The organism is Dehalobacter sp. MCB1 (assembly GCF_003590275.1).
In the GTDB taxonomy this organism is placed as follows: Bacteria; Bacillota; Desulfitobacteriia; order Desulfitobacteriales; family Syntrophobotulaceae; genus Dehalobacter.
Genome location: NZ_LXPC01000006.1, coordinates 62,945 through 83,031, shown reverse-complemented (window position 1 = coordinate 83,031; position 20,087 = coordinate 62,945). Strand labels below are relative to the sequence as shown.

The window sequence follows — 20,087 nt, the reverse complement described above, 5'->3', positions numbered from 1 at the left end:
GTAATCAATGTTTGTCGAAGGATTATAATTTCGCAGCAGTAATTTTTTCAGCAAGATCGTTCAGATAGATCCAGCGTTCCATCTTGCCAGCAATGGCACATTCCAGCGCTTCTTTCTCGGAAAGCAATTCCTGCAATTTGGCATAGTTACTGGTCTCCCGCGAAATGGTTTCATCCAGTGTACGCAAGTTTGCTTCGAGCTGTGCAATCTCTTCTTCGATCTTTCCGTATTCCTGTTCTTCCTTGTAGGTAAACTTCAATTTTTTCCTGGGTTCGGCGGTTTCACCCTGGGGATCAGTACAATGAAATTGGTCTGAAATGTCCATGTTGTTTGAAGTGATTAAAGTATTTGAAGTACTTGAACCACTTGAAGGACTGTTTCTCTTAGAACTATTTTTTTCTTCTCTGCCCTTATCTGTGATTTGTTCCAGATAATCGGAATAACCGCCGACATACTGCCGCAGTGTTCCATCTTCCTGGAATTCAAAGATTCGGTCTACAACTTTATCTAGGAAATAACGGTCATGGGAGACGACGACCACAGCACCGCTGAAGTTCTCCAGGTAATCTTCCAGAATGCTCAGCGTCTCAATATCCAGATCATTGGAAGGCTCATCGAGCAGCAAGATGTTCGGGGCTTTCATCAGCACGCTGAGCAGATAAAGTCGTCTGCGTTCGCCGCCGGAAAGCTTGGCAATGGTATTCCACTGTAAATCAGCTGGAAACAGGAAGCGTTCCAGCATTTGCGTGGCAGTCACGGTTCCGTCCACCGTCTCAATGTTTTCGGCAATACCCCGAATATAGGCGATGACGCGCTGAGAGGGGTCCATCTCTTCGCTTTCCTGTGAAAAATAACCGATCCTGACGGTTTCCCCTGTAACGATCGTCCCGCTGTCCGGTTCAATCAAGCCCATGATCATTTTTAACAGGGTCGATTTGCCGCAGCCGTTTTTGCCAACAATGCCTATTCTGGCGTCACGCAGGATGATATGGTCAAAATCCCGGATCAGCATTTTTCCAGCATAGGATTTGGCGATATGGTTCATTTCAATGGTCTTTTTACCAAGGCGGGATGCCACCGAACTGAGGTTCAGCTTCTCCCCCGTTGCCGGTTTCTCTCTCTCGCTTAATTGTCTGAAACGCTCAATCCGTTCTTTGCTTTTCGTCCCTCTGGCTCTGGCACCGCGGCTAATCCACTCCAGTTCTCTTCGGAAGAGACTGCTGTTTTTTCTTTCCGTACTGATTTCCATTTCTTCGCGCTGGGCTTTCAGCTCCAAATACTTGGTATAATTCGCCGGATAGCTGTAGAGGTTTCCCTGGCTAATCTCAACCATGCGGTTGGTCACCCTGTCAAGGAAATAGCGGTCGTGCGTGATCATGATCATCGCTCCGCTGTATTTCCGCAGATAATTTTCCAGCCAAAGGACCATCTCATTGTCCAAATGGTTGGTCGGTTCATCCAGAATCAGGATTTCACTAGGTTTGACCAATGTACGCGCGATCGCAACGCGTTTCTTTTCTCCGCCAGACAGGAGGCTGACATCCAGCGAGAAATCAGTAATACCCAGCCTGGTTAGAATGGACTTGGCTTCATATTCCATCAAATCCCGGACTTCGGCTGAGGTTCCCAGAAATACCTGTTCCAGAACGGTCAGATGTTCACCGAATATGGGGTTTTGCGGAAGATAACTGATCCTGACGCCGGAAGCCATCGTTACCGTACCGGCATCCGGCGTTTCAATCCCAGCGATGATCTTTAAAAAAGTCGATTTCCCGGTGCCATTGGTCCCGATCACACCGATTTTATCTCCCTCATTAATGAACAGAGACATATCTTTTAAGAGTTTTTTCTCACTATAACTTTTCGTAATCTTTTCTGCCGATAATAGAATCAAATGAAGCACCTCACACTGGCTAAAAATAGTTTCGCATTCTCGCGGTAAAATAACTCCTTGCAAAGGCAGCCAATGTTAAAGATATCATATCGCACCTAAAATTTCTAATAACTACGTAAAAAACAAAAGAATTTAATACCATTATTCCTGAATTAAAAAATCATAGATTTCCGTGGTTAGATTGGTAAGTGTATGGCCTGCTTCGGGTAGAATATTGATCTTGCCCTGCGGAACCAATGTTTCCATCCGCCGAGCAGTCTTCGCCGAATGAAGCATGATATCTTTGCCGCCCGCAAATAAAATTACCGGCATCGTCAAGGATTTCAGTTCCTGATCGGAAAAAATGGGTATCATTTCACGGCGAAAGTTAAAACTCTTGCCAATCAGCAATTGGTAGTCCAGTACGATGTCGGGAATAGGCTGATTGCCGTTCACTTTATAGAAGAGCTTTTTTAGCCCGCGATCTCCAAAACACATATAGAACATCGCTGTAAAAAGGAAAGAACCCTTTTGCGGTCCCACGCCGGATGGGCAAAGCAAGACAAGCTTTTCTACTTTTTCCGGCCGGAAAACAGCATACTTGATCGCGAGCCAGGCACCTAAAGAAATCCCGATTATATTTGCTTTATCGATCGCTAACGCTTTTAAGACATCATCAAGCCACTCCGCATATGCAGAACTGTCGAAAGGCAACTGTTCTTCGGCACTTTTCCCAGGTTCCCCTGGAATATCGACAGCATAGACGCGAAAATGCTTCGTATAGGTCGGCATATCACCCAGCCACATCACAGAATTCATCCCGCTGCCATGGAGAAGGATCAACGGCGGCGCGTTCGGATCGCCTCCTGCTAAAACAAACGTTTTGCCATACCGAGTAGTCAGATGGATCGTCTCATATTGCGCTGACCATTGTTCCAATAAAGCATCATACATTCTGAGAACTTCTTTTCTCCCTTCCGGAGTGCGGAAGGCCATTCCGTTTTTCATAGCTTTCCCTCCATTCGATATTCATCTGCCATTTTCTTCTTGTCGTTTACTCATTGCTGGAAATCGCTGCTAAGCTTATTCCGGATCTTTTCCAGCCAGTTCAGTTCATTTTCATAGGATGAAATGATATTCTCTTGAATCATCTCCCACATAGTAAGTTCCCTTTTGCTTCTGGCTGGTGAAAACCTGCCTCTGCGGCTTTTCTCTTTTTCCAGGATGATCTGCATTTTTATTTGCTCTTCATATGCCAACAGCAAGCTTTTTAATTCCTCATCATTCAGGAGATCCGACCAGGCAAGCTGTATCAGAAATGTTTTTTTGATTTCCGCGATTTCCGGTGTTGAAAGCACCCATTTTTTCAATTCTACGATCCCCTCTGCCGTGATCGTATATATTTTTTTGGCAGGTGAACTTTCCTGCATCTGGATTTCATTGGTCACAAAACCCAGGTTCAGCAGTTCAACCAAGGCTTTATAGATCTGATTGTTATTGCCGGACCAATACATAAAAGATGAATCCTGAATAATTTTTTTCAGATCATACCCCGTCAGAGACTGCGTACTGAGAATTCCCAGAATCGCATAATTAATGGACATCATCATGGACATCATTTGTTCTTTTTCACTTCCATTCAAAAAAATACAGTAACATATGTTATTAATATCATATGTTACTGTATTTGTAAAGTGCTATCCCATTTATAAAATTTTTAATATCAATCAGGTTAAATGCTTAGTGCTTGTGATGCATATCCGGTGCATGATGATGCGCATGTTCTATGGTTTCATGTTCATGCGGATGACTGTGTTCCCCTGATGTAAAATCACCGTGAACATGGGTATGATGGCCGTCACCATGATGATGGCGATGGTCATGACACAACGTTTCATGACGATGTTGATGGTCATGTTTCTCCCTAGCCGCATAATAGGCCCCGCATATCATTAGAATGGCTGCAATGATAAAATTACTTGTTATGGGTTCTTGGGCGACAATAAAAGATAAGCCAACGCCAATAAACGGTGCAACAGCATAATAGGCGCTTGTTCTGGCCGCCCCGAGGTCTCTCTGGGCTCTGACATAGAAAAAGATACTGAGGCCATAAGCGAAGAATCCCAATATTAGCGTAAAAAGAATATAGCTATAATCGGCTGTCATTTGTTTGGTGACAAGGGCAATAAGCAAGGAGCCTGCTCCAGACCCCAATCCTTTAATGACGACAATCTGCATAGGATCTTTCAGCGAAAGCATTTTCGTAAAATTATTCTCTAATCCCCAGCAGAGACAGGCCAGCAGGACAAATATAGAACCTGCCGAAAAAGAAAGTCCTTGAATATCTTTTAAAGATAAGAGTATGCTGGAAGCCGTAATGAGAATGATTGCCGTCCAAAGTCTTTGCCCGATTGTCTCCTTAAAGAGCCACAGGGCAAGAAGTGCCGTTGCCGCAATTTCAAAATTGCTCAATAGAGATACATTTGCAGCCGCAGTCGTACTCAATCCGACCAGGAGCAGGATAGGCGCACTCATATCCAAAATCACCATTCCAATTGTAAAGGGCAGATCCTTCCTGGCAATACCTGCTTCTTTAGATAAGGGTCTATTTGCTTTAATGATTAATCGCAGCGCGAACATGCCGGTACCAGCACCCAGATAAAGAAGTGCAGCGATCATGATCGGTGATAAATGGGACAATAACAATTTGGACAATGGCGTGCTTATACCAAAAAGTGCAGCTGCCAGGAGTGCCTGGAATACTGCAAATTTTTGTTTTTGCATCGAACCCCCCCTGCCTTATTGACATCATCTCGACGTCACGTGATCATCATTTTGAAGTCAATTGATACAGGTCTGACCTTCTCTGGGCAAGCAGCGGCAATTCACGGCGGACTTTAGCCACTTCAGCCAGGTCAAGATCCTGAATGATACAACCTTCGCGTTCATCCATTTGCTGCAGGACATTTCCCCACGGTCCGACCATGAGCGTATGCCCCCAGGACATATATCCGGCTTCCGCATCACGGGCCGGAGCAGCACCCACCGTAAAGACCTGATTATCCACTGCGCGGGTGCGGAACAGAATCTCCCAGTGGGCCGGGCCGGTCGTCATATTGAACGCTCCAGGTACAATAATCATTTTAGCGCCCTGATCAGCCATTAGTCTCGCCAGTTCCGGAAAGCGCAAGTCATAGCAGATACAGAGTCCCATCGTTCCGAATTCCGTGTCAAATACAGTGGCCTTGTTTCCGGGGCTTAAGGTATCTGATTCCCGAAATTGCTGTCCGCCCTCAATATCAATATCAAAGAGATGGACTTTGCGGTGTTTGCCTATTTGCCTGCCTTGCCGGTCAAACACATACGAGGTATTATAAATCTTGTTCTCCCGGTCTTTTTCCGGCATCGAACCTGCAACGAGGTACATTTTATACTGTGCCGCCAGAGATGAGAGCTTCTGCCAGCATGCCCCGCCCTCTTCCTCTGCATAATCAGGAAATAAAGACGTCTGATACGGGCAGTTGAACATCTCCGGCAGAATGACCAGATCGACATTCTCTTTAGCCAGGCTGGCCAAATGTTGTTGAAGACGATCAACGTTCTCCGTTTTGTCTGGAGAGACTTTTAACTGAAGCGCTGCAGCTCGAACAATAGACAAGAAGATCCATCCTTTACACTTTTTTTATTCTTATACATTCTCAATTTTATCCAAGCTAAACAATCATCAAAATAATATAGCACGAAAAAAATCCTAAAATACTTCTATTTAGGATTCTTATCTGCTTACTATCCATTATCATACACGTCCGGAAAAAGTCAACTAGTAGACCGATTCGTACTGCTCCATGCCATTCATAGCACCGCGATACTAGTTCTCCATAGCCGTCGAAGTAATATTTACTTCATCCGGTCCAGCGCTTTCAAGATGCCGTAAATAATGGCCTGAGGCCGTGGCGGGCAGCCAGGGATATACACATCGACCGGTACAATGGTATCGATGCCGTTGTTGGTGGCATAGGAGTCCTTAAAAATGCCTCCGCTGCAGGCGCAGGCACCCACTGCCACGACCAGTTTTGGATCAGGTGCTGCATGATACGTCTTCACCAGCGCCTGCTGCATATTTCTGGTTGCGGTGCCTGTCACCAAAAGCATATCGGCATGTCTTGGCGACGCCACAAAACTGATCCCGAGCCTTTCAATATCGTTAACAGGATTGTTCAGCGCATTGATCTCATAATCACAGCCGTTGCAGGAGCCGGAATCCACTTCTCTGATTTGCAGGCTCCGGCCAAACATCTTTTGAATCTTTGCTTTCAGGTCCGTGCAAACTGCTTCGTAGGAAGTGTCAGGCAAGTTATTTTCATCAATCATCACCGTTTGGTTTTTGACAGATACGCTCTTATCCACGTGGAGCATTGCTTTATCCTTTTCAGCCAGCTCAAATTGGTTGGTGGTCGTTACTGCGCCTACTGGGCAGACTTCTTCACACAACACACAGAAGATGCACGCGTCATAGTTAATCCCAATGATGCCTGCTTCCTTAGCCATCACAATTGCCTGAGAGGGACAGCGCAGGACACATTCCCCGCAAAAACTGCACTTTTCTGGATTGATTTCGGTCTTCCCCAGGAACTGACCGCCACTGGCGGGTACTTTGGGATATTCCTGGGTAAGCCTTGGATATTGGATGATCTTTTTTAGCGTCTTAAACATTTTTCGTCTTCCTTGCTCGTACAGTATATTTTGTTATCTGGGGTCTGTCTGCATGCCACAATTCCGCTTTCGGCCGTTGTGCCTTCCATGGCACAAAAGGCCGCGCTACGCACTCCATGCTCCGCTTGGCGCTGGAACCGTGGCACGCAGACTAATAAAAGCTAGTTAGTAATTTCTGTATGCCGGATATTGATATGGATAATCGTTTAAAGTAAGTTTTACGATTACAACTTTTAAATATCTAAAAAACGAGCTACATTCTGACATGCAAGCCTACTTGAATATGCATAAGATCAGTCTGGGGGCCACAGTTCCACTGTGAGCGGAGCAGGATTGCGCAGCGCGGCCTTTTGTGCCATGGATGGCACAATGGCCGGAAAGTGGTATTGTGGCCCACAGACTTACCCTACATAACCGTTTTTAAAATTAGTAATTGGAGAACGTGGTACTCGCAGTATGCCGCTTGCTTTAGAGATCGTTCCCTGCATAGGAAAGGTTAAAGCTTTTATTGATCAGCGGAAAGTCCGGCACAATATTGCCTTTGACAGCATGACAGAGGGCCGGCCAGTTGCAGAAAGACGGCGTCCGTATTTTATAACGGTACACCGTATTGTTCTCGCCGGTCATCAGCCAGTGGATGTTTTCGCCGCGCGGGGCTTCGGTCAAACCAAAAGCAAAGCGATACGGTTCAACAGATTTAACAGGTTCGAGAACGTTCCCGGAAGGCATTTGATTGATTGCCTGGACCATCAGGTTAATGGATTCAAAGCACTCCTCTATTTTGGTATTCAGCCGGCAGTTGATATCGCCGTTGTAATGTTCCGGGATATTGAACTTGAGCTGCGAATATGCCGCATATGGAAAAGATTTTCGAACATCATAGCGCAGTCCTGAAGCCCGGCCGCCGGGGCCGACCGCGTTTAGATCGGCAGCAATTTTCTGATCTAGAATACCGGTATTTTCAATTCTGTCAATAAATAAACTGTTGGCTTTGATAATCTCGACTGTATCCTCGAGCTCGCGGCGGATTTTATCCAGCTGGACAATCAGACTGGTTTCCTTTCCGGCCACAAAATCTTTGCGTACCCCGCCCGGTTTATTGACACTTCGCAGGAAACGCATGCCGCATAGCTCATCCGCTAAAGCATAAGCCCAGCCTCTGATCATCCGGAACTGGAACGTCGCAAACCCGTAAGCAGCGTCAAGACAAACCCCGCCAAGATCGCCAAGATGGCTGGTAAGTCTCTCCAACTCGGCAAAAATAACTCGAATATAGGCTGCCCTGACCGGAGCTTCGATTCCGGCAATCTTTTCGATGGCCTGACAGTACGCCAGGGAATTGGCAAAGGTCTCGTCCCCGGAAATCCGTTCCGAAATATACAGGCATTTTTCAATGCTTTGCTGTTCGGCCAGTTTCTCTATTCCTTTATGGACAAAGTACAATTGTGCTTCAAGATTAATGATTGGTTCTCCGGCCACACTGAAACGGAAATGGCCCGGCTCGATGATTCCGGCATGGACAGGTCCGACGGGAATCTCATAGACCCCTTCCCCTTCAACCTTACAGAAATTAATCTCTTCTGCCGCCCGCTGCGGTCTGTATCCGGCTGGAAAAGCTTTATGCAGCGGATAAACCCCGTTCGGCCAGTTGCTATGAAAAACCAGTCTTTTGGCATCCGGGTGGTTTACCGGAATGATTCCGAATAAATCCTTGATTTCCCGCTCGTACGCTGCCGCAGCTTGGATAATATTGCTGACGGATGGCATTTCCATTTTGTCAGGACTGACCGACGTTTTCATCACCACAAGCAGTGCTTCCTGTCTGTCCGCAAAAACGTAATAAACGCCAAAGCAGGAATTCTGGATTTGCTCATCATTGGCAAACATCAGGATGAGCGGATAACCCAGTTCTTTATTCAAATAGGCGCATATTCCGGGAATACTTTCCGAAGCTATTTTTAGGTAAAGCTCATGATCCCGGCCCTTCCTGTTTCTCCCGTTAATATCGGCCAACTCTGCAACGAAAAACTTTTCCGCGAGTATTTGTTTCAATTCGGATGCCTTCATCATCTCTACCTCTATTTCCAGCAATATTTCATTGACTCGTAGATTGATTCGTGAATCAAGTTTCCATTAATTAAACCATTTTGTTAGGATTCGTCTGCATGCAATACACCTTTATTTTTACAGGATTTACGAATCCCTGTCTTAGATTATACTCAGAACAATGCCCTGGGCCTGAATGATCAGCTCTCGGATTGTTTCCGGCAGATAAACCCCGCCGGCTGTTACAGCTGCCAGCAAAACAACCAGGCAAACCGTTCCGGGGATATTGATTTCTCCTGTTTTGGCATCAGCAGCCTCCGTACTGTCCGGCTGACCATAAAACATTTTAAACAGCGTCACAGCGATTCCGGCAAAGACAACCGCCAGAAGCAGGATAAACACCATCCCGACCCAAAGGCTGGATTGGTTGAAGATTGCGGCGGTAATGCTGAACTCACTCGCAAATACGCTGAAGGGTGGTGTTCCGGCAATAGCAAACAGACCGAGCAGAAAGACCGTTCCCGAAACAGGCAGCGTTTTCAATATCCCTTTGATCTTGAAAATCTGTTTGGTGTCATATCTCTGCATGATATTACCGGCAGATAAAAACAGCATGGATTTGGTCAGCGAGTGATTGATCATATGCAGCAACCCGCCAAAAATAGACAGCGGTGTAAAGATCCCGATCGCAACAGCGATAATTCCCATATGTTCAATACTGGAATAAGCCAGAAGCCGTTTGTAATCCTTCTGCGTCAGAATAAATACAGCCGCGGTAGCAATCGATAAAATCCCGATCCCGATGAGGAGCCTTCCGGCAAAGCTGCTGCTCCCCTGATTGTGATTCACAATGGCCGTCGTCCGGATAATGCCATACATCGCACTATTCAAAAGAACACCGGATAGCATGGCACTAATCGGCGAAGGAGCCTGACTGTGTGCATCAGGCAGCCAGGTATGCATCGGAGCAAGGCCGGCTTTCGTCCCGAATCCGACCAAAATAAAGATGAAGGCCAGGCGCAGGACAGAACCTTTTAACGATGCCGCATTGGCGTACAGCGCCGTCCAATCCAAAAATGAGCCGTTCTCCAATATTCCAGCCGAAGAAAGATGCAGCAAGATGATACCAAGCAGGGCAACTGCAATACCGACAGAACAGATAATGACATACTTCCAGGCAGCTTCAAGCGCATAACGATTGTTATAAAAGCCGACCAAAAAGGCTGAGGCCAACGTTGTCGCTTCGATCGCAATCCACATCAGACCCATGTTTCTGACTGTCAGCGCTAATACCATCGTAAAAATAAAGGTCACCATCAGCATATAGTACAGTCGGATTTTTGGGACCGGCAGCTTACCCTGTCTGACTTCTTCCTCAAGATAACCGATCGAAAAAATGGCCGCCATCAAACCTATCGTCAGGACAATATCCAGAATCATCATGCTCAGGGCATCGAGATAGAAAAATCCGCCCAGCGAAGAATAAGCAATCGCTCCATACAGTATGACGTCATGGGTCAGGGTAGCTGCGATGATCAGCAGCAGAACAGCAGATGAGACGCTGACGAGGTGGTGCAGCCGCTTCGCTTTAAGTATAAAGAGCAGCAATAAAGCTATGATTGGAATGACCAGAAGTAAAAAACCCATATCGTTATATCTTATCCTTTCAGATTATTCAGTTGATCCGTATCAATGGAGTCAAATTGGTCATTCATTCGAAACGTCAGCATACCCATGATCAGAACGAAGGTCACCAGGTCAATGAATATCCCAAGGTCCACAATGAAAGGCATTCCCTGCGTTGCGAGCATGGCCGTAATATACAGACCGTTTTCGATGACCAGAAAGCCAATGATTTGTCCAAGCGCTTTTTTACGGCTGATCATAAAGAAAAGGCCGATCCAGATCACGGAAACCGAGTTGACGAGCTGCATATTGGACATCCCCTGGCTGCTGCCGTCAATCGTTGCCAGCGTGAAGTAAGAAAAAACAACCAGTCCGCAGCAGACCAAAACTAGAATCGGAATATTTAAGATAAAGTCTTTTTCAACTTTGTACCTTACAGAGGCATATGTCCTGTTCAGAAGACCCGGAATGTAGATGACTTTCAGAACAACAATCAGGATACAGACAATCATAATATCCCAGCGTCCTTCGTCCAACAGGCTTCTTACTCCCATGACCCCGGCAGCCAAAGCAATCAGCAGTGACTGAATCCGGAAAGATTTGATATAGGAACTGATCCGTTTATTGGCCATAAGCACAAATGAAGAAAGTAAAATCAGCACAGACAAGGTCTCCAAAAGATTTTCAGACATGATAACCTCCAAGGATAAAGAATTGCAAAATTCCCAGAAAAGCAAGAATAAAAGATAAGGCAGCCAGGTTCGGGATGCTGAAAAGCTTGAACTTAACGGTATTGACTTCAATCAATGCGATGACCACCGCCATAAGGACCACTTTGAGCAAATAAAGCAGAAGTGACAAAATAACAGCGCCGAAACCCATAAACGGAATCAGCTGGTCATGCGGAATGAATAAATTCACAAACAGGGTGATAAAAACCAACTGTTTCACGGCTGCGCCGTATTCCAACAAAGCTAGGTGCCGGCCTGAATACTCCAGGATCATCGCCTCATGCACCATCGTTAATTCCAGATGGGTGGACGGATCATCGACCGGAATCCTGGATGTCTCCGCAATGATAATGATCAGCAGCGCCAACCCCACCATCATATAAACCGGATGAGCCAAAGGAAACCCTGTTACCTGTACGGTCTGCATCATGCGAGGCAGTGAAGTGGATCCGGAAAGGAGTCCTACCGTAAACAGGGCCACAAGAATGGATGGTTCAATCAGTGAAGAAATCATGGCCTCTCTGCTGCTTCCCATCCCGCCGAAGGTACTCGCCGTATCCAGGGCGGCAGCCATCATAAAAAATCTGCCGAGTGCCAGGATGGAAACGAGCATAATAAAATCACCTGGAATCAGAACCGGTACAATCTTGGTTGATACAGGGACCAACAGCGCACCAGCCAGAGCTGTCGCAAAAACGATATACGGAGCTGCCTTGTAAATCCACGAAGATACCTCTGAAACGACAGAGGTCTTTTGCAGCAATTTATACAGATCAAAATACATCTGCAAGACAGGCGCACCTTTGCGCTTTTGAGTCAAAGCTTTGACCTTTTTGATCAGGCCGCCCACGAGCGGTGCAGCCAAAAGAGTAACAATCAGTTGAATGATAATATAGGCGATGCTGTTCATTGCTTCATTCCCTATCCTTCCCGGTGTACAGTCTTTCATTAAACTTCCGCCTCGAATGCCAATCCCTCAGTCTAATTGTTTAAGCCAAACGGTTATAGAGCATCAGTAAGAGAACCGCGGCAAATAGATAGATCAAATAATTATGGATACTGCCGGTTTGAATCTTATACTTTGTTCTTTGGGAAAATTTCTGAAGTCTTTTGATGACCGGATGATAGAGGTAATCTTCAAATATCGAAGCAACTGTCGTCGCATATTCGATTGACTCCGGATAATAGAAGGAGTCCCCCCCTGTCGTAATTTTCCTGGTCGGTCTGAACAAGATCCTGAAAACAATCTTGATCGGTTTGGAAAAACCGGTTGCGCTGTACTGCATGCGCGCATTCAGCGCTTCAAAGCCGCAGTCCCACGTTCCGTATTTCCGTTCGATATATTCACCGCCAACGATCCGGATGACCAGAAGCGCCAACAGGATAATTCCGGCCAAAGCCAGCACCAGGGCCGCAGGAGATATGCTGCCCGGGGAAACCGTCAGCGGATAATAAGCCAGCATAAAGCCTCCCTGAAGCTGACTGAAGACCGAGCCGCCGCCGAGGCTGCCAACGACCGGATCCAGTAGCTTTAAGATTGTTAACGGAAAAAGTCCGATCCCGAGGCAGATCAACGCAAGAATGCCCATACCGATATTCATGGTTTTGGGAACCTCCTGCGCGTTCGCAGCTTCTTCGCTTCGCGGAAGGCCTAGAAACGATATCCCGAACAGCTTCACAAAACAAGCAGCAGCTAACGCTCCGGTCAATGCCAGCGCTGCCACGGCGACCGCCGAAAAGAAGTTTAAGCCGAACTGTCCGGGCAGTATATTGGCAAATAAGGACTGATATGTCAGCCATTCACTGATAAAGCCATTAAACGGCACGATGGCCGATATGGCCAAAGAAAAGCACAGGACCATGAAACCGGTAACGGGCATCTTTTTCAGAAGCCCGCCAAGTTTTTCAATATCTTTGGTATGTACGGCATATTGGATTGCTCCGGCTCCGAGAAATAAACCACCCTTAAACAAGGTATGGTTGAACGTATGCAGCAGTGCTGCTGTTAAGGCCAGACCGCCAACGAGCAAATGGTTCTGGGCAAAGGCGATATACGAGACTCCTAAGCCAATCAGGATAATCCCAATATTTTCTACGCTGTGAAAGGCCAGCAGTCTTTTGATATTATGTTCCATTAAAGCATAGGCAACCCCAAGCACAGCTGACAGCATGCCCAAAACAAGAATGACAATTCCCCACCAGGTATCCTGAACACCTAAATAGCAAAGCACAAAACGGATCAGTCCGTAGATGGCCGTCTTGATCATGATTCCCGACATCAGAGCCGAGACATTGCTCGGGGCAGCCGGGTGAGCGTAAGGCAGCCAGATATGCAGCGGGATAACACCTGCTTTGGTGCCAAAGCCAACCAAAAATAAGATGAAGGCAATGTTTCTGGTTATTTCGGGGATCACTGTGCCGTTATGCGCTGCCATCAGGTCGAAGGAATGCGTATAGTGATAAACGATCATAAAGCCAATGAACAATAAAGCAGTTGCCAGATGCGTCATCACAATATAGACCGTCCCGGCTTTTTGATTTTCTTCTTTCTCCGACTCAAATACGACCAGGAAATAAGACAGCAAAGACATTGCTTCCCAGGAGATATAAAAGAAAACGGCATTGGCCGAGGTCAGTACAAAGAACATCGAAATGATAAACATTACATACAGGAAGTTAAACAGGCCGATGTTCCTTTTTCCGTTGTAATGGGAAATATAACCGATCGAGTAGATCGAAACACAAAAGACCAGAACCGACAGCGCCAGCACAAAGAAAGCAGAAAGATTATCTACCCTGATTTCCAGCGTAATGAACGGAATCGTAGATTGCAGCGAAAAAATATTCAGTATTTCTACTCCCGAGAAGATTTTTCCGATGGAAGCTGCTGAGGCGGCTGCGGAAGCCGCGATACATAGCGCATTGACAATGATATGGCCTGTATTTTGTTTTTTAGCAAAGAGATATCCGAGAGAAATGACAGCTCCGAGCAGATAGCCAAATATTGAGACTAGATATAGATGATGCAGTAAAAGCTCCATGAGACATTTGTCCTCCATATGTGAAATCAAATGTAGAATCAACGTTTAACCATTCGAACAAATCCCCCGCCAGAAATTCTCCCAAATCTCCTCAAAATGGCCTGTTACATCTTCAGGCTGATAAATGAGAATGCTTGACAGCAGCCCATGCGTCATGGCCGTATAGGATATTGCCACGGATTCGGGGTCCTGATGCCGGATGACCCCTTTATCCATATTGGCTCGAATAATATTTTTAACCAGCTGGAACCGCTCTTCTGATAAACAGTGGATTTTGGCGATCAATGTTTCAGCAAACGCTTTAGGTGGGAAAAGCAGCAGCCTCTTCCAGAAATAGAGTTTTGTCAGCGACTTATCATAGTAATCGAGAATCATAAAGAACATGCTTCGCAGATCTTCGCAATGTTCGTTAATCTCCAGGAAATACTGGTTAATTTCACGATTGATGATCGCATACAATAAATCTTCTTTACTGGAAAAGTGGGCATAGATCGATGCTTTTTGAATCCCGACTTCACTGGCAACTTCGGTTAAGGAAAACTCCGTGCCCTTATCTGCAAACAATCTGAAAGCCGAGTCCATCAGCTTTTGCTTCGTTTCCACCGTCGTGTTCCTCCCAAAAACAAAATACCTACCTAACGTTAGGTAGCCTCAATAAATTATAGGATTGACCCAATAACTTGTCAAGCAGATCTAGACAGGGTTCATAAACTTATTTGCACCGGAAAATACTATATATGTCGTTCCCATTTGTTGCTGCTATTCGCTATCATAACAAAGAAAAAGTGAGGTGTTACTATTGAAAAAACTCCGTTTTAGAAATATAGGGACCTTCAGCGTCTTGCTCTCGCTTTTTTTATTCTGTTCGGGATGCTGGAGCAGCAAGGAAGTCGAAACGCTGGCTTTTGTCACGCTAAGCGGCTATGACTATACCCAAATCAACGGTCAGGATGTTTGGACTGCGGCCACGCTGATCCTGAAGCCGCAAGGCAGTCAGGGACAAGATGAAGGAAAGAAGTCCAGTTTGAGCGGCAATGCAGAACAGCTTGTCACCGGTCAGGGACCAACCATGCAGGATGCAATTAGAAATTATTCCGCGAAATTGCCGACTGTCCCTTTTTATGGTTACGCTACAGGCATGATTATTGGGGAAGAGGTGGCCAAAAAAAAAGCACCTGAAATGCTCGAACATCGTGCCCGCTTCCCACAGACCCGGCCACGCGATATTGTTTTAGTGGCCAAGGGTGAAGCCAAGGAAATACTTAAGACGAGAGGCACGATGAACCAGTTGTTTTCTTCGGAGGTATCTCAGTTTATCGATTTAAAAGCCACAAACACCGGCAAATCTTATGGTATGTATTTCTATAAGTTTGTATCCTGGATGACAAGCAATGACCGTGATGCCGTTTTACCGCAAATTAAGATTATACCCTTGGAATCGGATAACAAAGAATCCGGAGACAATCCCAAAACCAAAGGAAGCATTATTGAAGGCCTGGGTGTTTTTCGGGCCGGCCATTTGGTCGGCTGGCTTGAACAGGAACAAACCATCGGTTTTCTGCTGCTGACGCAAAAAATTAACCAAGGCCCTATTTCCATCCCCGTTCAGAAGGACGGAACCATGTTTAACTATTTTCTAAGCCGTTCAACGTATAAAGTAAAACCAGTTGTCTCCAACGAAGAAATATCTTATCAGGTTACAATTCAGACGAAAGGAGAAATCGATGAAAATAACAGTTTAAGGATGACTAAAGAAGATATTGAGCAATTAGAACCTGTCATTAGTGAAAAACTAAAAAAGATAGCCACCTCAACAGTTAACCAGGCCAAGACCTACAAAGCTGATTTTTTGGGTTTCTCGGAAAAGCTGCATCATAAAAATTCCAAAACATTTCATGCTTTGGAATCGGAATGGCGGGAAGCTTTTGTAAACGCTAATGTTGAAATTAATGTGAAAGCAAAGATCACCAGCACCGGCAGACTGAAAGAAAAATTAGAGGTTAATCCTACTGACTGAAAGGTTAAAAGGTTTATAAAGTTCCTTTTTTTAGAAAAGTTTGGAATATATTATAAATATTCCCTGAGCAGGAAATAATATATCAATACCGTATTGGATGGAATGAGGCCAACAAAAGATGTTTATCGATCGACTAATGAAAACCTTAAAAAACCGGGCAAATAAAGTACCTGACCCCCTTCCTGCCTCGGGGGCTCCTAAAAAAGAACCGCTGTCCAAAAATTATGAAGATAACCTAAAAAAACTGCAGCAGTCTTTTGCCAATTGTTCGGATGTCCAGTTTCATCCATTTCAAATTAATTTGGAAGAACCGGTAAGGGCTTTCATCGTCTATGCTACAACCATCACGGACAATCGAGTGATCAGTGATTCTATACTGAAAACCCTGTTGGAAGAGACGCGCAAACTGCAGCAATTGACGAAGGGCGGCAACGCAAACCTGCTGCAGATCATTCAGGACAGCCTACTGAATCTTACTGAAACCAGCACGGTTTCTTATCTGGATGAAGTCGAACAAAAAATGTTTGCCGGCAATGCGGTTCTGATCATCGACGGTTCGTCTTCAGCTCTGGCTGCCGGGGTACGAGGCGGCGAAAACAGATCCATTGTTGAGTCTGATACCGAACCAGGTGTGCGCGGGCCAAAGGATGGATTCATTGAGTCCATCGATACAAACATGAGCCTCATCAGAAGACGTCTAAAAACCAGCAGACTTAAACTGGAAACTTTAGAAGTCGGTGAGCTGACCCATACGAAAATTGCAATCTGCTATATTGAAGGGATTGTGAATGAACAATTGCTGCAGGAAGTGAAGCAGCGGCTTGGCAGAATCAAAACGGACAGTATCCTGGAGGGCAGTTACATTGAAGAACTGATTATGGACGAGCAACATTCCCTATTTCCGCTGGTACAATACACGGAAAGGCCTGATAAGGTCACTGCTTCGCTGTTGGAAGGCAGAATCGCGGTTCTTGTGGACAATTCTCCAATGCCGCTGCTCATTCCGGCGACATTTGTAACCATGCTGCAGGCAGCCGAGGATTATTATCACGGTTCAGTATTTGCGACGTTTACAAGGATTCTGCGCTTGATTGCCTTGAATTTGGCCTTGTTGCTGCCGTCAGTCACCGTTGCCGTCTTCTCCTTTCACCAGGAATTGTTGCCGACGCATCTCGTCAGCTCAGTGGCAGGAACAAGGCAGGGTTTACCGTTGCCAATTGCTTTGGAGATCCTTGTCATCGAGTTTACATTTGAACTTTTGCGGGAAGCCGGTGTCCGGCTGCCGAAAACCATTGGCCAGGCCATCAGCACGGTCGGCGGTTTGGTTATCGGCCAGGCAGCGGTCAACGCAGGCCTGGTCTCCCCAATCTCCGTTATTGTCGTAGCGACCACGGCAATCGCGTCTTTTTCGATTCCAAATTACGATGCCGGCTATGCGCTCAGAATACTGCGGTTTATGTTGATTTTACTGGCCAGCTTTCTGGGAGGAGTCGGTATCATGTTCGGCCTGATGATCATCCTGATCCATCTCTGCAGCCTGCGTTCTTTCGGTGTCCCTTATTTGATTCCGTTTGCTCCTTTAAGCCTTGGCGAAATCAAAGATATTCTGGTGCGGGCTCCATGGTGGGCTATGTCCCAACGGCCAAAGTCGTTCCGTACGGTGAACCCTGTCCGGCAGAAAGACAACCAGGGTCCGTCGAAACCAATGGATAGGAGGAAAAGGTCATAAATACCGAAAAGATATCCGGTGTACAACTTGCTTCTTTGATGTTTATGATTGTCATATCTACTGCCATCCTGTTAATCCCCGGCATAACAGCGGAAAAGGCCGCAGAATCAGCCTGGCTATCCGTCCTGATTGCGCTTGCTGTCGGGATCGTTAACCTCATGCTGATTTATTATCTGGGAAAGCGGTTTCCGAAGCTGACGCTGCCCGAATATGCCGAAATCCTGCTCGGCAAAACCCTCGGGAAGATCTTGACTTTCGGATATGTATTATTCTTTCTGATCATAAGTATTACGGTATTAAGAGAGTTTACTGATTTTTTGAATATGAACCTTATGCCCGAAACGCCGCCTTATGTTTTTCAAACAGGTTTGATGATTGTGGCTGCCTATGCGGTTATTAAAGGAATCGAAGTAATTGTGCGGGTCAACCAGTTTATTCTTCCTTTATTTATACTATCTCTGGCGGTCTTGCTGGCGTTAGCCGTCAGAGATATGGATCTAAACAATCTGCAGCCCTTTCTGGATAAGGGTGTCCTGTCCGTTCTGGATGCTTCCCTTGTCCCTATAGCCTGGTTCGGCCAGATTGTCGTACTTATATTTTTATTCCCAAAAGTAAATCAGTCGGAAGATATTTTAAAAAACGGCATCTTGGGAATTATCGCTGCCGGCATTCTGTTGACCTTCATCAATATTGCCACCATTACCGTTTTTGGTCCTGAATATACGGGAGAGATGTATTTTGCTTTTCTATATTTGGCTAAATATATCAAATTCATTACAATTCAAAGGCTGGAATTCCTTGTTATTTTTATCTGGGTATCCGGTATCGTTGTCAAAGTAGCTGTCATGTATTACCTGGAGACAATGACCTTAGTCCGGATGTTTTCTCTTAAAAACAAGAAGTACGTTCTCCTGGGGCTTGCCCTGCTGAATATTATCGCACCGAACTTGTTATTTGAGAGTCCTCTTGATGTCGGTTATTTTCTCAAAAATATATGGCCGTCAATCGGTTTAACATTTGAGCTGCTGATTCCTGGTCTGTTGTTGCTCCTTACGATCATCGAAAAGAAAAAAGTGAGGCGTTACCATTGAAAAAACTCCGTTTTAGAAACATAAGGACCTTCAGCGTTTTGTTCTCACTTTTATTATTCTGTTCAGGATGCTGGAGCAGCAAGGAAGTCGAAACGCTGGCTTTTGTCACGCTAAGCAGCTTTGATTATACCCAAATCAACGGTCAGAACATTTGGACTGCGGCCACGCTGATCCAGAAGCCTCAAAGCAGTCAGGGACAGAGCCAAGGAAATAAGTCCGGTTCAAACAATAATATGGAACAGCTTGTCAGCGCTCAGGGAGTAGTCATGCAGGTTGCAATCAGAAATTATTCCGCAAAACTGCCAACTGTCCCTTTTTATGGTTATGCTACAGGCATTATTCTTGGGGAAGAGGCCGCCCAAAAAAAAGCGCCTGAAATTATCGAACATTATGCCCGCTTCCCGCAGACCCGGCCACGCGATATTATTTTAGTGTGTAAAGGTGAGGCCAAGGAAATACTTAAGGCAGGAGGCACGACCGATCGGTCGTTTTCTGAGGAGGTCTCCCAGTTTATCGATTTACAAGCTACAAACAGCGGCAAATCCTACGGTATGTATTTCTCTACGTTTGTATCCTGGCTGACAAGCACTGACCGTGATGCAGTTTTACCGCAAATTAAGATTATACCCTTGGAATCGGATAATAAAGAATCCGGAGACAATCCCAAAACCGAAGGAAGCATTATTGAAGGCCTGGGGGTTTTTCAGGCTGGCCATTTGGTCGGCTGGCTTGATCAGGAACAAACCATTGGTTTTCTGCTGCTGACGCAAAAAATTAACAAAGGTCCGTTTTCTATTCCCGTTCAGAAGGACGGAACCATGTTTAACTATTTTCTAACCCGTTCGACGTATAAAGTAAAACCGGTTGTTACCAATCAAAAAATATCTTATCAGGTTACCATCGAGACGAAAGGAGAAATCGATGAAAATAACGGTTTAACCCTTGCGAAAGAAGATATTGCGCAATTAGAACCTGTCATTAGTGAAAACCTAAAAAAAATAGCCACTGTAACAGTTAACCAGGCCAAAACTTATCAGGCTGATTTCTTAGGTTTCTCCGAAAAGCTTCATCATAAAGATCCCAAAACATTTCATGCTTTGGGATCGGAATGGCGAGAAGCTTTTGTAAACGCTAATGTTGAGATTAATGTGAAAGCAAAGATCACCAGCACCGGCAGATTAAAAGAAAAATTAGAGATTAATCCTACCGATTGAATAAAA

Annotated in this window: 16 protein-coding genes; 4 read left to right on the top strand and 12 right to left on the bottom strand. The window is 45.5% G+C overall.

The window, feature by feature from the left end:
* Nucleotides 1-22 precede the first annotated feature (22 nt).
* The 12 genes from A7K50_RS04030 to A7K50_RS03975 all read right to left on the bottom strand — a co-directional run bounded on the left by A7K50_RS04030 (nucleotide 23) and on the right by A7K50_RS03975 (nucleotide 14,633).
* A complete protein-coding gene (locus tag A7K50_RS04030) occupies nucleotides 23-1,894 on the bottom strand; it encodes an ABC-F family ATP-binding cassette domain-containing protein (RefSeq protein WP_119774716.1) in 1,872 nt (623 codons plus the stop codon).
* Nucleotides 1,895-2,035: 141 nt separating this feature from the next.
* Complete coding sequence (locus A7K50_RS04025; RefSeq protein WP_119774715.1) at nucleotides 2,036-2,881, bottom strand: alpha/beta hydrolase; 846 nt, start codon at nucleotides 2,879-2,881, stop codon at nucleotides 2,036-2,038.
* Between the two features lie 50 nt (nucleotides 2,882-2,931).
* Nucleotides 2,932-3,516 carry a PadR family transcriptional regulator gene (locus tag A7K50_RS04020; RefSeq protein WP_243103633.1) on the bottom strand — a complete coding sequence of 195 codons (585 nt, stop codon included), beginning with the start codon at nucleotides 3,514-3,516 and terminating at the stop codon, nucleotides 2,932-2,934.
* 97 nt (nucleotides 3,517-3,613) lie between these two features.
* Nucleotides 3,614-4,657, bottom strand: coding sequence for a DMT family transporter (locus A7K50_RS04015; protein WP_119774713.1), 1,044 nt, complete (start codon nucleotides 4,655-4,657; stop codon nucleotides 3,614-3,616).
* Nucleotides 4,658-4,703: 46 nt separating this feature from the next.
* Nucleotides 4,704-5,531, bottom strand: coding sequence for a carbon-nitrogen hydrolase family protein (locus A7K50_RS04010; protein WP_119774712.1), 828 nt, complete (start codon nucleotides 5,529-5,531; stop codon nucleotides 4,704-4,706).
* A gap of 239 nt (nucleotides 5,532-5,770) precedes the next feature.
* Complete coding sequence (gene nuoB, locus A7K50_RS04005; protein ID WP_119774711.1) at nucleotides 5,771-6,586, bottom strand: NADH-quinone oxidoreductase subunit NuoB; 816 nt, start codon at nucleotides 6,584-6,586, stop codon at nucleotides 5,771-5,773.
* A 468-nt stretch (nucleotides 6,587-7,054) separates the two neighbouring features.
* Nucleotides 7,055-8,677 (bottom strand): NADH-quinone oxidoreductase subunit C, encoded by a 1,623-nt coding sequence (locus tag A7K50_RS04000; protein WP_243103632.1) that lies wholly within the window; start codon nucleotides 8,675-8,677, stop codon nucleotides 7,055-7,057.
* A gap of 117 nt (nucleotides 8,678-8,794) precedes the next feature.
* Nucleotides 8,795-10,279 (bottom strand): hydrogenase 4 subunit F, encoded by a 1,485-nt coding sequence (locus A7K50_RS03995; protein ID WP_119774709.1) that lies wholly within the window; start codon nucleotides 10,277-10,279, stop codon nucleotides 8,795-8,797.
* 11 nt (nucleotides 10,280-10,290) lie between these two features.
* Nucleotides 10,291-10,950: a hydrogenase gene (locus tag A7K50_RS03990; protein ID WP_119774708.1), complete on the bottom strand. Its 660-nt coding sequence runs from the start codon at nucleotides 10,948-10,950 to the stop codon at nucleotides 10,291-10,293.
* Nucleotides 10,943-11,938 carry an NADH-quinone oxidoreductase subunit H gene (locus A7K50_RS03985; RefSeq protein ID WP_119774707.1) on the bottom strand — a complete coding sequence of 332 codons (996 nt, stop codon included), beginning with the start codon at nucleotides 11,936-11,938 and terminating at the stop codon, nucleotides 10,943-10,945. The genes A7K50_RS03990 and A7K50_RS03985 overlap by 8 nt, the downstream gene beginning before the upstream one ends.
* A gap of 40 nt (nucleotides 11,939-11,978) precedes the next feature.
* Entirely contained in the window at nucleotides 11,979-14,030 is a 2,052-nt protein-coding gene (locus tag A7K50_RS03980; RefSeq protein ID WP_119774706.1) for a proton-conducting transporter membrane subunit, read from the bottom strand.
* Between the two features lie 45 nt (nucleotides 14,031-14,075).
* Complete coding sequence (locus tag A7K50_RS03975; RefSeq protein ID WP_119774705.1) at nucleotides 14,076-14,633, bottom strand: TetR/AcrR family transcriptional regulator; 558 nt, start codon at nucleotides 14,631-14,633, stop codon at nucleotides 14,076-14,078.
* Between the two features lie 196 nt (nucleotides 14,634-14,829).
* Here A7K50_RS03975 and A7K50_RS03970 point away from each other — a divergent pair, with 196 nt between their 5' ends.
* From A7K50_RS03970 to A7K50_RS03955, 4 genes are all read left to right on the top strand, one after another.
* A complete protein-coding gene (locus A7K50_RS03970) occupies nucleotides 14,830-16,047 on the top strand; it encodes a Ger(x)C family spore germination protein (protein WP_348980867.1) in 1,218 nt (405 codons plus the stop codon).
* Between the two features lie 118 nt (nucleotides 16,048-16,165).
* A complete protein-coding gene (locus A7K50_RS03965; protein ID WP_119774704.1) occupies nucleotides 16,166-17,776 on the top strand; it encodes a spore germination protein in 1,611 nt (536 codons plus the stop codon).
* Nucleotides 17,773-18,867, top strand: a complete 1,095-nt coding sequence (locus A7K50_RS03960; RefSeq protein ID WP_348980868.1) for an endospore germination permease — start codon at nucleotides 17,773-17,775, stop codon at nucleotides 18,865-18,867. Before A7K50_RS03965 ends, A7K50_RS03960 begins: the two co-directional genes overlap by 4 nt.
* Nucleotides 18,864-20,081, top strand: coding sequence for a Ger(x)C family spore germination protein (locus tag A7K50_RS03955; protein ID WP_119774702.1), 1,218 nt, complete (start codon nucleotides 18,864-18,866; stop codon nucleotides 20,079-20,081). Before A7K50_RS03960 ends, A7K50_RS03955 begins: the two co-directional genes overlap by 4 nt.
* Nucleotides 20,082-20,087: the final 6 nt, after the last annotated feature.

Coding starts and splice junctions, on each gene's coding strand:
- A7K50_RS04025 (WP_119774715.1), bottom strand. CDS start 2,881: ATGAAAAACGGAATGGCCTTCCGCACTCCGGAAGGGAGAAAAGAAGTT.
- A7K50_RS04015 (WP_119774713.1), bottom strand. CDS start 4,657: ATGCAAAAACAAAAATTTGCAGTATTCCAGGCACTCCTGGCAGCTGCA.
- nuoB (WP_119774711.1), bottom strand. CDS start 6,586: ATGTTTAAGACGCTAAAAAAGATCATCCAATATCCAAGGCTTACCCAG.
- A7K50_RS03995 (WP_119774709.1), bottom strand. CDS start 10,279: ATGGGTTTTTTACTTCTGGTCATTCCAATCATAGCTTTATTGCTGCTC.
- A7K50_RS03990 (WP_119774708.1), bottom strand. CDS start 10,950: ATGTCTGAAAATCTTTTGGAGACCTTGTCTGTGCTGATTTTACTTTCT.
- A7K50_RS03985 (WP_119774707.1), bottom strand. CDS start 11,938: ATGAAAGACTGTACACCGGGAAGGATAGGGAATGAAGCAATGAACAGC.
- A7K50_RS03980 (WP_119774706.1), bottom strand. CDS start 14,030: ATGGAGCTTTTACTGCATCATCTATATCTAGTCTCAATATTTGGCTAT.
- A7K50_RS03965 (WP_119774704.1), top strand. CDS start 16,166: ATGTTTATCGATCGACTAATGAAAACCTTAAAAAACCGGGCAAATAAA.